Below are 13,137 nucleotides of genomic sequence, written 5' to 3'. Positions count from 1 at the left end.
AGGACACCGACCATGAGAACCCACCGCCCGCGATACCGCATGACCCGGTCGACCCTGCCGCTCCTGCTGGGGCTTGCGCTGCTTGGGTGCGAGAAAGTGCCCAATGATGCGCCGGAATCAAAGGCAAGCGATGCCGCTCCGGCTCCCACCAACCGCGTCGATATCAACGCGTCGGTGCGCCAGAACATGGGGATCACCTTCGCCAGGGTGGAGAGCCGCAACGTCGCCCGAACCCTTCGCGTCCCCGGACGATTCGAGTTGCTCCCGACGGCCAGACGGGAGTACAGAGCCGCTGCGTCGGGAACCGTCGAAGTACTCGTGCAGCAGTATCAGCCGGTCACGACAGGCACGCCCCTCTACCGCCTTGACTCGCCGCGTTGGCGCGAGATGCAGAAGGAACTCGCCGACGCCGAGGCGTCGGTGAAGCTGGCCCAGGCGGGCGTTGACAGCATCGATCCGATGCTGGTTGCCCACGAGAATCACCACACCGAGATCCAGAAGGCCGTCGATCTCTGGACAGTTCGGGTGGCCACGCTAGAACAGCTTCAAGCCGCCGGTGGCGCACGCGGCGATGAGGTTGCCCAGGCCAAAGCCGCGCTGGCGTCCTCACGGTCGGAGCTCGCCGAGACTCTGGAGAAAGAAGCCGAACTGCTCGCCCGCAAGGCCGAGACGGCGGCGCAGCTCGACGCCGCAACATCGCGTCTGGCGTTCCTCTACGAAGCGGCTTCGTCACTCGTGGGTGTCACAGCCGCAGATCTCCGCTCGCCTTCGGCCAGCGATGCGAGCACGCCACGCTGGCGCACGATCAACGGGATCGAGGTTCGCGCCCTGACCCCGGGAGTTGTCGAGAATCTCAGCGTCGTTTCCGGGGGCGTGATTGACCAGCACGCCCACATCCTCTCGACCGTGCAACCGGACCAGGTTCGGTTCCGGGCCGTCGGTCTCCAGAGCGATCTCCCGCGACTCGCGGACGGCCAGCAGGCAAGCGTGGAGGCGGCACAGACCATGAAGGGGACCGACTCGGGCGAATCCGCCCTCCGATTCACCGGCACGCTCATGCTCGCGCCCACCGCCGACGCCGAGCGCCGCACGCTCGAACTCGTCCTGACTCCCGCCGTCGGAACCAGCGCACCTCCCTGGGCCAAGGCCGGGGTCTCGGCGTTCCTCGAGGTCGTCACCAGCGGAGGCGGGCGCGAAGAACTCGCCATCCCGCTCAAGTGCGTCGCGCGCGACGGCACCGCCGCAATCATCTTCCGACGCGACCCCGCAGACCCGAACAAGGCCATCCGCATGGAGGCCGACCTGGGACTTGACGACGGGCGCTGGGTCGTCATCAAGAGCGGCGTCGGCGAGGGCAACGAGATCGTCCTCGACGGCGTGTACCAGCTCATGGTTGCCACCAGCGGCAGCATCACCAAGGGCGGTCACTTCCACCCGGACGGCACGTTCCACGAAGGCAACGACTGAGCCCGCGGCCGAAGGACCCATCATGCTCAAGCACCTGATCGCATTCTCGCTCAAGCAGTCCACGCTGGTGATCCTTATCGCCGCGGCGCTGCTCGTGTACACCGTGGCGCGGCTCCCGAAGATGTCGGTGGACGTCTTCCCCGAACTCAACGCGCCCACCGTGGTCGTACTGACCGAAGCGGGCGGGCTTGCGGCCGACGAAGTCGAGCAGTACGTGACGTTTCCCCTTGAATCGGCCGTGAATGGGCTCCCGGGCGTGCGCCGAGTGCGCTCGGCCTCTGCGATCTCGCTCTCGCTGGTGTGGGTCGAGTTCGAATGGGGGACAGACATCTACCGCGCCCGGCAGCTGGTGGGCGAGAGAATGGCCGGGGCAAAAGCAAGTCTGCCACCCGGCGTCGAGCCGGTGATGACACCGATTTCGTCCATCACAGGGGAGATCATGCTGCTGGCGGTCTCCAGCCCCGACAAGACCGTGACCGACCTGGACCTGCGGGCCTACGCGGAGTTTGACCTGCGGAACAAGCTGCTCGCGATACCCGGCGTCTCGCAGGTCTCCGCCATCGGCGGCGAGTTGCCCGAGTACCAGATCAACGTAAAGCAGGAACGCCTGTCGCTCTATGGCTTGACGGTGCAGGACGTGGTGGAGGCCGCTCGCAAAGCGCACAGCACAGCGAGCGCGGGGTACCTGCGGGATGTTGACCGCGCCGAACTCCCCATGCGCCAGGCGGCCCGCGTCACGGGCGTGCGCGACATCGCTGCGACGAAGATCACGATGAAGGACGGATTGCCCATCACCATCGGTGAGGTCGCCGACGTGACGCTCGGTGGGGCGCCCAAGCGTGGCACCGCGGCCAATCAGGGCGTGCCGGCCGTGGTGCTGACGATCCAGAAGTCTCCCGGCATGAACACGCTTCAACTGACCGAAGCCATCGACACGGCCCTTGCCCAGATCGAGAAGTCTGCGCCCGCAGGCGTGTTCATCAACAAGGACGTCTTCCGCCAGAGCCACTTCATCCAGCGATCCGTGGACAACGTCTTCAAGGTCCTCATCGAGGCGACCGTGATCGTGGGCGTCATCCTCATCCTCTTCCTCCTCAACGTGCGCACGACGATCATCACGCTGACCGCGCTGCCGCTCTCGCTCGCGACGGCGCTGCTCGCCCTCGACACGCTCGGCATGACCCTCAACGTCATGACGCTCGGCGGTCTGGCCGTCGCCATCGGCGAGCTTGTTGATGACGCAATCATCGACGTTGAGAACGTGCATCGACGGCTCGAAGAGAACGCGCTCTTGCCCGAGGCGGACCGCAGAGGTTCAGTCGAGATCATCTACTCGGCAAGCAACGAGATCCGCTCGTCGGTCGTGTATGCGACGGTCCTCATCTGCATCGTCTTCCTCCCGCTGATGTTCCTGGATGGCTTGGAAGGCCGCTTCTTCAAACCCCTCGCCGCGACGTACATCGTCTCTATCGCGGCCTCGCTCGTGGTCGCGCTCACGGTGACGCCCGCCATGTGCAAGCTGCTGCTCAAGCCCAAGGCCCCTGCGGCCAGTCGCGATGCGGCCGCGACGCACAAGCACGGACACTCCAAACGCGATGGGTTCCTGGTGCGGTGGCTCAAACACCGCTATGAACCTTCCCTGCGCTGGTCCCTCAGCCATCGCAAACTGGTAGTCGGTGCCGCGATGGCGACGACCTGCCTCTCGCTCCTCCTCGCCCGTACCTTCGGCACATCGTTCCTCCCCGAGTTCAACGAGGGGTCGTTCACCGTCTTTGTGTCGTCGCCTCCGGGCACATCGCTGGACGAGAGCAACCGGGCCGCCGAGGCCATCGAGGCCCGGCTTATCAGGATCGAGGGCGTCAAGAGCGTTACACGCAGGACCGGCCGGGCCGAGCGCGACGAGCACGCCGAACCGGTGAGCAACAGCGAACTCGACATACTCGTCGCGCCGCGAGGCGATAAGACTGCTATTCGCAGCGAGATCGCGGCCATCGCCACCGCGGTCCCCGGCGTCACCGTCCAGATCGGCCAGCCCATCGAACACCGACTCTCGCACATCCTCTCGGGCACCCCCGCGGCGATCGCCATCAATGTCTACGGCGAGGACCTCCCGACCCTCCGTCAACTCGCCAGACAGATCGAGAGCGAGCTCAAGGAACTGCCCGGCACTCGCGACGTGACGGCCAACCGCGAAGTGCTCGTCACCAGCGTTCCGATCCGGTATCGCCATCAGGAGTTGGCGGCCGCAGGACTGACGCCCGCCGATGCCGCCGAACAGGTGCAGATGGCCCTGTTCGGCGAAGAAGTCGCAGAGGTGAATCAAGGGGTGCGTCGTTACGCGATGGTCGTCCGACTCGACGAATCGCAACGCGAGAGCATCGATCAGGTGCAGGACCTCATCCTCCGGGGCACCGCGGAGGACGGCAAGCCCGGTCCGACGGTGCGCCTGCGGGACGTGGCCGACATCGGCCCCGAGAAGACGCCCAACATCATCGCCCGCGAGAACGCCCAGCGCAAGGCTGTGATTTCGTGCAACGTCGCCGACGGCTATAACCTTGGGGACCTGGTCGCCCAGGTCAGGGCACGGGTCGAGCCCATCGTGCAGCGCGAGGGCTACCTGGTTGAGTTCGGCGGACAGTTCGAGGCCCAGCAGTCGGCCAGCCGAACGCTCGTGTACGCAGGAGCGGGCATCACAATCATCATGCTCATGCTGCTGCAACTCTCGACCGGGTCGCTGAAGGTGGCCGCGCTCGTCATGATCAACCTTCCCCTCGCCACGATCGGCGGGATCACCGCGGTATTCATCACCGACTCACTTCTCCATGCGGGCGGGGGCACGGGGCTGCTGAAGAACACGCTCGCCCTCTTCGGCCTCGGATCTAGGCCATACATCGCTCCGGTCGTCTCGATCGCGAGTCTCGTCGGGTTCATCACGCTCTTCGGCATCGCCGTCCGGAACGGCATTCTGCTTGTGAATCACTACCGACACCTCATCGAGATCGACAGGAAGCCGGTCGGCGAGGCGATCGTTCAGGGCTCGGTGGAGCGGCTCGTACCGATCCTCATGACCGCACTGTCCGCAGCGCTCGGTCTGCTGCCGCTGGCGCTCGCCTCGGGCAAGCCCGGCAGCGAACTTCTCGCGCCCCTCGCGGTCGTCGTGCTGGGCGGGCTGCTCACTTCCACGTTCCTGAATGTCATTGTCGTGCCGGCGGGGTACGCGCTTGTCCACCGCGTGCCCCCGCTCGACCCCTGCGCGTCGTCCACTCCGGCTGACGCCAACTCAGCTGAGTCATCGTTGCTCGGACGCGTGTCCCGGGCGTTCAAGCGTCGCTCGTCCTGAACGGTTGCGTGTGACCACAGGAACCACCGTGTCCGTCGCCAATCGCTTACCCTTTGGAAAGGAGTCCCCATGCGTCCACACCTGATCTTGATTGCCACACTGTCGCTCGCCCCGCTCGCTGCTATAAGCACCCTCACCGGATGCGAAGAGAAGCAGCCCGCGCCGACTCCGTCCACTCCCGCAAAGGCGGACGATCATGCCCACGACCACGACCACGGCCACGACCACGGCACAGCTGGAACAGGGGGCGACCACGACGCTCCGATCGCAGGCCACGGCGGCCCTGTCATCGCACTCGGTGAGCAGACCATTGGCTCATTCTCCGCGAGGGCGACCCGCGACGAGGGACAGATCGTCGCAGGCAAGGACGCGCCCATCGACGTGACGATCACGGCCGCTGCCGATGCGACCGCGAAAGCCGTCGCGGTGCGATTCTGGATCGGAACAGAGGACGCCAAGGGGTCGGTCAAGGCCAAGGCCGAGATCGAGAACCCCGCCGAACCGAACCGCTGGCACGTCCACGCCGAGGTTCCAAATCCCATACCCGCTGGCAGCAAGCTCTGGGTGGAGATCGAGGACGACAAGAACGGCACGAGCGTCGGCAGCTTCGATCTCAAGATGTAGCGCGTGCCGCGCCTATGAACTACCTCCTTGAAAGTCCAGGCTGCGCTTCCGGCGGATCCTGCCGACACTTTCGTCGGTAGGCCGAGATGTACCTCGCGCTGCCTCATGGTCTACCCGCTGATGCTCCCGGAGGTCGGCGCACTCCAGTGTTGAGAGCACTTCCTAGAGGGGTGCAGAACCAATGGAGATCATCGCCCTGTTGCACCTCGCTGTCTCGGGCGGTTGACCCGATGCCAACTTGCATGCACCCGGCGGCCGGCATCGCACCGCTCCGTTCCCTCCCAAGTAACGATCCACGGCGATGTTGGGGGTTCCCCATGCGTGAGGGTGGCCGATCAGCAGATCATGGGGTATATTGGTCGTAGATCCTCCCAGGACGCTGTTGCGACCGGTTGATCAGCAGCACCCGCGTCGCGGCCCTTGCGGGCCAAGCGTCCTCAGCAGCCAGCCTCTTCCTCAACGGGAAGGGGCTGGTTTCGTTCTGGGGCTGTCCGGCAGGAGCGACGTTTACCGCGTTTCGCCGCGATCGCTGGAAGAATGTCATGGCCGCTCAACACTCGACCGCGCGTACATGCCACGTGTAAACCGGACCCGAAGTGAAGCGGGTGATGAAGAAGCGTCAGGAGTGGATTGCAAGCGACAAAAGACGGCGAATCGGGCCGCGCGGCATTGAGACAATGCACGCGACTCGGTAGCATGCAAGATGCCCGACGGGCAAACACGCAGGAGTGATCATGATGCGGATTTTGTGTGCGCGAGTCGTGGCCTTGTCTGCTGCAATCGGAATGTGCTTTGCTGGCGCATCCGCCCAGATCACCATTCCGACCGTGCCGATCGGCAATCCCGGCAATGCGCCGGACCCGTTCACGGGCAATCTCTACGGCTCGGTGGCGTACACGTACAACATCGGGCAGACCGAGGTAACCAACGCGCAGTACGCGGCGTTCCTGAACGCCAAGGCCGCGTCGGACCCGTTCGACCTGTACGACCCGAACATGGCTGGGTCGGTGGGCGGCATAACCCGCTCGGGCTCGCCGGGCTCATACACGTACTCGACCATCAGCGGCCGGGCGAATAACCCGGTGAACTTCGTATCCTTCTGGGATGCGTGCAGGTTCGCCAACTGGCTGCACAACGGTCAGGGGAGCGGCGACACAGAGACCGGCGCGTACACGCTGACGCCCGACGGCATCGCCCTCAACACTGTCACCCGCAATGCGGGCTGGCAGTGGGCGGTGACCAGCGAGAACGAGTGGTACAAGGCCGCGTACCACCAGCCCGCCAGCGCGGGCGGCGATAGCGACAACTACTGGCTGTACCCGACATCGAGCAACACGATCAACACCTCGCAGGCGAACTACAACAGCGTCATCGGCAACACCACGCCCGTCGGCTCGTACGCCGCGAACTTCTACGGCACGTTCGACATGGGCGGGAACGTGTGGGAGTGGAACGAGGCCGTCATTTTCGGCACCCTCCGCAGCCACCGGGGCGGGTCGTACAACGAAAGCGATTTCTTCCAGCGGGCCGACAACCGCATGGACATCAATGGGGGGGGCGGCAACTTCAACATCGGGTTTCGTGTCTCCCAAGCCATTGGCCTGCCACACTGTCCCGCCGACTACAACGGCTCTGGCGATGCGGGCGACATCCTCGACTTCCTCGACTTCATGGACGACTTCGGGTCGTGTACGAATCTTCCATCACCCTGCGGCCAGTTCGGCAACCCGGACATCAACGGCGACACGATCGTGGATATCGTGGACTTCCTCGACTTCATCGATGCGTTCGGGCAGGGGTGCTGAGCCGCCATCGCTCGGTACCGCCTTGAGTGGGCGAACGTAGCCGAGGGATGCCGGGCTCCCGCTCGCCGTGTGAGCGTCTTCCCCGTCAACGGGCCGCATGGGCCGCACGGGTCCACCTAGGCGGTCGCGCCGATCGCCGCGCGCACGGCCGCTGCTACGCGCTTGGTCCGGTCGTGCGCTTCGTCGGCGGTCGCATCGAGCGCCTCCCGCGCCAGACGCATCTGCTCCTCCCACGGCGTACCGGGCGGAGGCGGGACGTGCTTGCTCGGGTCCAGACTCGCCAGGCGCTCCGCCTCCCGGAAGTCCCCGCGGGCCCACGCCAGCGTCTCCTGGATGTGCCGGTACGTCTCGCCGTCGGTGTGCTCGGGCTTCACCAGCGCCAAGCCCGGCTCGCGCGCTGCCTTCAGGGCGCAGATCCGGTGCGTGAGCATGTTGTCGCGGGCGCGGCTCTCGGCGTCGTCGCGCTGCGACTGCCGCTCGATTCTGTTCAGACGCGATCGCAGCGATCGCATGGGCGGCTCCTCCTCGCTACGAGGTCACGAACGTCCCGCCCGCCGCGAGCCACTGCTCCAGCGGGTTGGGCGCGGCCTTGTCGAGGATCACCAGCCGAGGGTGCGACACGCGCCCGCAACGGTCGCACCCGATCCGGTCGCCGGGCCGGGTCGTCAGATCGCACTCGGGCGGCCCCTGCACGAAGTGCTGCGGCCAGCCGAGCCCGTTGCACCTCGGGCACGCCCCGACGATGCCGCGCCGCTCCTCCAGCCGCTTCAGCCGTCCGGTCAGGCGCATGCTCGATCCCCCCAACTGACTTGCTGTGGTGATGGCGGCGTACTCGACGCCTCCTTCATCGACCGCTCCAGGTCGTCCACGCGCGTCGCAAGGTCGTCGAGTTCGATCGACTCGCGGCTGAACTTCAGGAGCGCCGTCGCGGCCGAGACGCGGCTGCTCATCGGCGCGGACGTGTCGGCCATGATCTTCGCGAGCACCTGCACCGCCACCGGCGCGAACTTCTGACTGGCCGCCATCGCCTGCGAGAACGACTCCCTCCGCGCCTTGCGGAACGCCTTCGAGAAGTTCGGGTCGTCCATCCACCGGTACATCGTGCGGCGACCAACGCCCGCGGCCTTGGCGGCGTGCGCAACCGTGGGCTCGTCGAGCAGCGCGAGGATCGCCTTCTCCTGCGCCGTCGTCAGACCCGAACTGGACCTTCGTGTTGCCAACGTGTGCCCCCATGCGCCGCGCTCACGCGGCCCCCGCGACCCCTGACCCCATCACATGCCTTCGCACCCGCCCGCACCCCGTCGCACCTGCTTGTAGGCAACTGCCTACTTGCGCCCCCACATGTCCGCCCTGCTTGCCCACTTGCCCACAAACCCCTCGGAATCCGCTGGAATACAGCATATTCCGGTCGCTGACGCCTTGCATGTGTACGAGTGTCATGGCTTGATGTGTTCCACTTGGGCGAAGCCGCCCGCGTAGGAGAACGCCATGACGCACGCGAACCAGATCTCGCCGTTCCACCAACTCAAGGCCGCCGCGAGGGCGGCGCACGAGCGCCTCGGGCTTCGCCACCAACCGGTGGTGGTCCGCAGCGATGAGAGCGCATTCAGCATCGCCGACCACACCAGCGCGAGGACGGTGGTCCTGGGCGAGGGCGCGTACTGGGTGGTCTGCCTCGCCGACGCCGAGCGGCTGGTGAACGCCGGGTACGAGTACGCCCCGAGGCCGACGAGCCGCTGAACCAACGACCAACGCACTACACACCGAAGGAGACGATTCATGACGAACCCCCACGAGACCATACCCGATCCCACCAACCCCAAACCATCGCTCGACGCGCTCGCCAAGCGTCACGACCTCGATGAGGAACTTGACTGGGCCAAGGCGGAACTCCTGCTGGAGACCTTGGAGACTCGCGGCCGCGATGCGCTCGACTTCCACGAGATCCCGGTCTGGTCGATCCGGGACATCGTGCGGCACGCCTTCGAGAGCGGGTACAGATCCGGACTGCACACCGGCTACCGCCAGGGGCGAAGCGATGCCTGCGACGAGGCACGCGGCAAGGAGGCCCGAACCCAGCCCCGCAACCCCGACCTCGTAGACCGATCCACAACCGACCCGACGACCTGAAGCCCGCGATCTGCGGGCTTCGCTGCTTTTGGACCCAGTACCACCGGGCGCGACCACGCGCTCCCCACCACAGACAGGAGCACCACCATGCACGACACCGACCTTCAGGACATCCTGCTCAACGCCATCCAGAACATCCTCGACGCCAGGGACGAGGTCGAGGGCGAGGACGACGACATCGCCCTTGCGGAGATCGCCCGCGACATGGTCAGCGACCTCGACGACCTCGCGAACGTCACCACCTTCGAGCGGGCCGGATTGATGACCACGAACGCCGGGATCGTCCTGCGCTTCGGCGACGGCTCGGTCTTCCAGATCAGCATCGTGCAGAGCAGGTGACCCCCACGCCTCGCTCATCCACGCGCCGCTCCGGGAGACCGGTGCGAGCGCGATTCCCCGGAGCGATGTGCGACGGGTTCCACACCCACGACGGAGAACGTCATGTCCAAGAAGACCACGAAGTCCAAGCCCGCCAGCAAGCCCGCGCCGGATGCAGCCGCAAACGACGAGGCACGCGCCGACGCGCTCGCCAAGTTGAACGCCAAGCCCGACAGCGCGAGCGACGCCGTACACGAGGGAACGGTCACGCGCGGCGACGGCAAGAAGGTCCGCGTCACGGTGCTCCGCGACCAGAAGGCGGCCACGGAGGCCAAGGCCGCCAAGGGATCGCCCACGGCGGAACGTGGGGCCAAGGGTGGCAAGGACGCGAAGGCCCCCAAGGCCAAGCCCGCGAAGGCAGCCAAGCCCAAGCGCATCTCCGCGCTCGACGCTGCCGCCAAGGTCCTCGCCGAGTCCGATCGCCCCCTCCGCGCCATCGACATGATCGAGGTCATGCACGCCAAGGGCCTGTGGACCAGCCCCGGCGGCAAGACGCCCGAGGCGACCCTCTACGCCGCCATCATCAGGGAGATCACCGCCAAGGGGACCGAAGCCCGGTTCAGGAAGGTCGATCGCGGGATGTTCGCCAGCGTCACGTCTCGCAATGCCACGATGAACGCCTGACCTCCGGCCGCCACCACGCCAGATCCACCCCGGCAGCACGCTGGGGTGTTTCTTCGGCGAGAGCGTCAATAGCATGCAGTGGGAGGATCCATGCCGCACCTGTACCTCAACTCCTACGCACCGCTCGTCATCACCCCCGAGGGACTGCGGGCCAGCGAAGCCCACGATCTGCCACCGTTCATCGATGGCTCCATTCGCCGAGAGCCCGACCTCGAGCACCAGCACCCATCGATCACATGCTTGTGTCGCGCGGGCCTCTTTGCGCCTCGACTGGCGATTGGCGATGTGGTCGTTTACATGACCCACAAGCACAGATATGGTCCCGAGACGCACCACCGGCGTCTGACAGCCGTGCTTCGGGTCGCGCACCTTCTCGATTCCCACGCGGCTGCTGCAGACTGGTACCGCGCTCGCGGCATGCCCCTGCCCAGCAACTGCATGGTCGAGGGGAACTCCGCGTTCCCGGTTGAGAAGAGCCACCAGCGGACCAAGCAGCGGTGCGGAGGTTGCGTGGACGTGTGCGGCTGGGACGCCGGATATAAGCGTCGCGCGGCGCTTCACCCGCGCTTCGTCGTCTGCGACCGAGTCTGGACAGACCTTGATTGGAGCGCCCCGAGAGTTCACGACGCGGATCTCCATGCGGTGTTCGGATATCGCCCCGGCACTCGCAACCCCGGCAAGCAGCCGCTCGAGCGACTCGACGCGCTACTGACGCGGCTTGCCATCACGCCTTGCCTCCCGCCTGAGCCCGCTTGAGCGCGGAGAACGTCTCGCCGGTGCGTTCCAGCACCGGGTCCTTCGATGTGAACGCGGACCAACGGGCCAGAATGACATCGCAGTACGGCGCGTCGAGTTCCATCAGGAACGCCTTGCGGCCCGTCTGCTCAGCCGCGATCAGAGTGCTCCCCGATCCTCCGAACAAATCCAACACGTTCTCACCCGGCTGCGACGAGTACTCCATCGCACGCTTCGCGAGTTCAGTCGGTTTCTCCGTCAAGTGCACCATGCTCTGCGGATTCACCTTCTTCACCTGCCACACATCAGGCACGTTGTTCGGCCCGAAGAAGCGGTGCGCAGCGCCTTCACGCCACCCGTAGAAGCACCACTCGTGGTCTCCCATGAAATCCTTTCTCGTCAAAACCGGATGCATCTTGTGCCAGATGATGGCTTGGCTGAAGTACAGCCCGTGCCGCTTCAGCACCGGCGGGTAGTTCGCGCAGTTCGCATAGCCGCCCCAGCAAAAGAACGCACCACCAGGCATCAGCACACGCGCGATATTGCCAAACCACGCATCCAGCAGACGATCGAACTCCTCGTCGGTGACGAAGTCGTTGGCCAGCGGCCGGTCCTTGGCCCGCATCTGCTTGCCCGTCCCCTTCTTGCTGCCGGGATTGCGAGCCGCGTCGAAGCGCTGGTGGTGGTTGCGCGGCTGCGTGTTCGTCGCGCTGAACGATGACAGACCTGCCGCAATCGCGTTGTTGCTCCGCGGCTCGACCTTGACGTTGTACGGAGGGTCCGTGTTACAGAGGTGGATCACAGCCCCGTCGAGCAGGCGATCGAGATCCGCGACGCTCCCGCTGTCGCCGCAGAGCAGTCGATGGTTGCCGAGGATCCACAGGTCTCCCGGCTGCGTGATCGCTTCGTCGGGCGGCGCGGGCACATCATCGGGATCGGTCGCGCCGACCTCCAGCCCCGGCTCCAGCAACTTCGAGATCTCGACATCACTGAAGCCCAGTCCCGCGAGGTCGATGTCGAGCGCCTTCAACTCGCCGAGTTCAACCGCGAGCAGTTCGTCCGACCACTCGGCGATGAGGGCTGTGCGGTTGTCGGCCAACCGATACGCCTTCGCCTGCTCCGGCGTGAGGTCGGCGACGTGGACCGGCACCTTCTCCAGCCCGAGGTGCTTCGCCGCCTTCCATCTCGTGTGTCCGACGATGACCACCCCGTCCTTGTCCACGACGATCGGCTGCCTGAACCCGTACTCCTTGATGCTCTTCGCCACCGCCTCGACCGCGCCGTCGTTCACGCGCGGGTTGTTCGGGTAGGGGGTGATCTCGTCCACGCCCCGCATCTCAATCGCCATTCCCGTCGTCGTCGCGCTCGTCATGTCGTTCCCCTTGTTCCCACAGCGACCCTTCATTCAGTCAGCGCGCACTCGCGCGAAACAGTCTGTCGTCGCCGTCGTCGCTCTAAGGCTCGATCCATACGGACCAGAAGGACTGTCATGTCCTCGGGCATCTCGATGGTGAGCGGGAGCGCACCTTGACCCAGTGTTTCCGGGTCAGGAAGAAGGGAGATGATCCCGACGGAGCCGCGGTTGGCTTCCCATGGCTGGTCTTTGCACCATTTCGCTCGCGTGCGACGAGCCGCTCTCAGGCCAGCAGAAGCGCGGAGAGCAAGTCTCCGGCGGCGGCTAGGTCAGATCCGCCGACTTCAAGCACGTCGAGCCATTGATGGCGGCTCGTCGCCAGTGTGATGCGCCCGCAGGGCTCCAGCCGGTCACACGCAGGGAGTTTGTGTTGGTGACATGATGGGCTCTTCCCGACGGTGCATCCACACCGACGGCCCACGTCATAGTCTTGCTCAGTACACAGGGTCTCCGCGTAGCGGCGCAGGGCGCTGCACGCTTCGCCGTGGCGAAGCACACCGCAACATTGTTAAGATTGCTATTGAGGACCCGATTCTTCCTGATCGTACCCCGCCCCGCCAGATTCTCATCACTCCGCGAGGTCTGCATACCCCCGTGAGATTCGCCCCCAACCCTGAAAC

13 protein-coding genes are annotated in these 13,137 nt (G+C 65.5%); 9 read left to right on the top strand and 4 right to left on the bottom strand.

Features of this window, described 5'->3' with window-relative positions; all coding sequences use genetic code 11:
• The first annotated feature begins 12 nt into the window (after positions 1–12).
• The 4 genes from KF838_14215 (at position 13) to KF838_14200 (ending at position 7,236) form a co-directional block, all read left to right on the top strand.
• The gene (locus tag KF838_14215) at positions 13–1,467 is read left to right on the top strand and encodes an efflux RND transporter periplasmic adaptor subunit (GenBank protein ID QYK47932.1); all 1,455 of its coding nucleotides are present in this window, start codon (positions 13–15) and stop codon (positions 1,465–1,467) included.
• A gap of 22 nt (positions 1,468–1,489) precedes the next feature.
• Positions 1,490–4,807: an efflux RND transporter permease subunit gene (locus tag KF838_14210; GenBank protein QYK47931.1), complete on the top strand. Its 3,318-nt coding sequence runs from the start codon at positions 1,490–1,492 to the stop codon at positions 4,805–4,807.
• 69 nt (positions 4,808–4,876) lie between these two features.
• Positions 4,877–5,431 (top strand): hypothetical protein, encoded by a 555-nt coding sequence (locus KF838_14205; protein QYK47930.1) that lies wholly within the window; start codon positions 4,877–4,879, stop codon positions 5,429–5,431.
• An 827-nt stretch (positions 5,432–6,258) separates the two neighbouring features.
• On the top strand, positions 6,259–7,236 hold the full coding sequence (locus tag KF838_14200) for an SUMF1/EgtB/PvdO family nonheme iron enzyme (GenBank protein QYK47929.1): 978 nt from the start codon (positions 6,259–6,261) through the stop codon (positions 7,234–7,236).
• A gap of 116 nt (positions 7,237–7,352) precedes the next feature.
• Here KF838_14200 and KF838_14195 read toward each other — a convergent pair whose 3' ends face one another.
• Genes KF838_14195 through KF838_14185 form a run of 3 tightly spaced genes read right to left on the bottom strand, consistent with a single transcriptional unit; the run spans position 7,353 to position 8,456 of the window.
• Positions 7,353–7,748, bottom strand: a complete 396-nt coding sequence (locus tag KF838_14195) for a hypothetical protein (protein ID QYK47928.1) — start codon at positions 7,746–7,748, stop codon at positions 7,353–7,355.
• A 16-nt stretch (positions 7,749–7,764) separates the two neighbouring features.
• Positions 7,765–8,025: a hypothetical protein gene (locus tag KF838_14190; GenBank protein QYK47927.1), complete on the bottom strand. Its 261-nt coding sequence runs from the start codon at positions 8,023–8,025 to the stop codon at positions 7,765–7,767.
• Positions 8,016–8,456, bottom strand: coding sequence for a hypothetical protein (locus KF838_14185; GenBank protein ID QYK47926.1), 441 nt, complete (start codon positions 8,454–8,456; stop codon positions 8,016–8,018). Before KF838_14185 ends, KF838_14190 begins: the two co-directional genes overlap by 10 nt.
• Positions 8,457–8,724: 268 nt before the next feature.
• Here KF838_14185 and KF838_14180 point away from each other — a divergent pair, with 268 nt between their 5' ends.
• The 5 genes from KF838_14180 (at position 8,725) to KF838_14160 (ending at position 11,124) form a co-directional block, all read left to right on the top strand.
• Complete coding sequence (locus tag KF838_14180) at positions 8,725–8,976, top strand: hypothetical protein (protein ID QYK47925.1); 252 nt, start codon at positions 8,725–8,727, stop codon at positions 8,974–8,976.
• 39 nt (positions 8,977–9,015) lie between these two features.
• Positions 9,016–9,366, top strand: a complete 351-nt coding sequence (locus KF838_14175; protein QYK47924.1) for a hypothetical protein — start codon at positions 9,016–9,018, stop codon at positions 9,364–9,366.
• A gap of 87 nt (positions 9,367–9,453) precedes the next feature.
• Entirely contained in the window at positions 9,454–9,705 is a 252-nt protein-coding gene (locus KF838_14170) for a hypothetical protein (GenBank protein QYK47923.1), read from the top strand.
• Positions 9,706–9,807: 102 nt separating this feature from the next.
• Complete coding sequence (locus KF838_14165; protein QYK47922.1) at positions 9,808–10,368, top strand: winged helix-turn-helix domain-containing protein; 561 nt, start codon at positions 9,808–9,810, stop codon at positions 10,366–10,368.
• A 90-nt stretch (positions 10,369–10,458) separates the two neighbouring features.
• Positions 10,459–11,124: a hypothetical protein gene (locus KF838_14160; GenBank protein ID QYK47921.1), complete on the top strand. Its 666-nt coding sequence runs from the start codon at positions 10,459–10,461 to the stop codon at positions 11,122–11,124.
• Here the strand turns inward: KF838_14160 and KF838_14155 are convergent.
• Positions 11,093–12,475 (bottom strand): ParB N-terminal domain-containing protein, encoded by a 1,383-nt coding sequence (locus KF838_14155; protein ID QYK47920.1) that lies wholly within the window; start codon positions 12,473–12,475, stop codon positions 11,093–11,095. The two genes, KF838_14160 and KF838_14155, sit on opposite strands and share 32 nt — an antisense overlap.
• Positions 12,476–13,137 lie beyond the last annotated feature (662 nt).

The sequence above is a fragment of the Phycisphaeraceae bacterium genome, from assembly GCA_019454185.1.
Taxonomy (GTDB): Bacteria; Planctomycetota; Phycisphaerae; order Phycisphaerales; family UBA1924; genus JAHBWV01.
Note: the sequence above shows the minus strand (reverse complement) of the source record. Positions and strands in the feature narration are given on the sequence as shown.

Coding starts and splice junctions, on each gene's coding strand:
- KF838_14215 (QYK47932.1), top strand. CDS start 13: ATGAGAACCCACCGCCCGCGATACCGCATGACCCGGTCGACCCTGCCG.
- KF838_14210 (QYK47931.1), top strand. CDS start 1,490: ATGCTCAAGCACCTGATCGCATTCTCGCTCAAGCAGTCCACGCTGGTG.
- KF838_14205 (QYK47930.1), top strand. CDS start 4,877: ATGCGTCCACACCTGATCTTGATTGCCACACTGTCGCTCGCCCCGCTC.
- KF838_14195 (QYK47928.1), bottom strand. CDS start 7,748: ATGCGATCGCTGCGATCGCGTCTGAACAGAATCGAGCGGCAGTCGCAG.
- KF838_14190 (QYK47927.1), bottom strand. CDS start 8,025: ATGCGCCTGACCGGACGGCTGAAGCGGCTGGAGGAGCGGCGCGGCATC.
- KF838_14180 (QYK47925.1), top strand. CDS start 8,725: ATGACGCACGCGAACCAGATCTCGCCGTTCCACCAACTCAAGGCCGCC.
- KF838_14175 (QYK47924.1), top strand. CDS start 9,016: ATGACGAACCCCCACGAGACCATACCCGATCCCACCAACCCCAAACCA.
- KF838_14170 (QYK47923.1), top strand. CDS start 9,454: ATGCACGACACCGACCTTCAGGACATCCTGCTCAACGCCATCCAGAAC.
- KF838_14165 (QYK47922.1), top strand. CDS start 9,808: ATGTCCAAGAAGACCACGAAGTCCAAGCCCGCCAGCAAGCCCGCGCCG.
- KF838_14160 (QYK47921.1), top strand. CDS start 10,459: ATGCCGCACCTGTACCTCAACTCCTACGCACCGCTCGTCATCACCCCC.
- KF838_14155 (QYK47920.1), bottom strand. CDS start 12,475: ATGACGAGCGCGACGACGACGGGAATGGCGATTGAGATGCGGGGCGTG.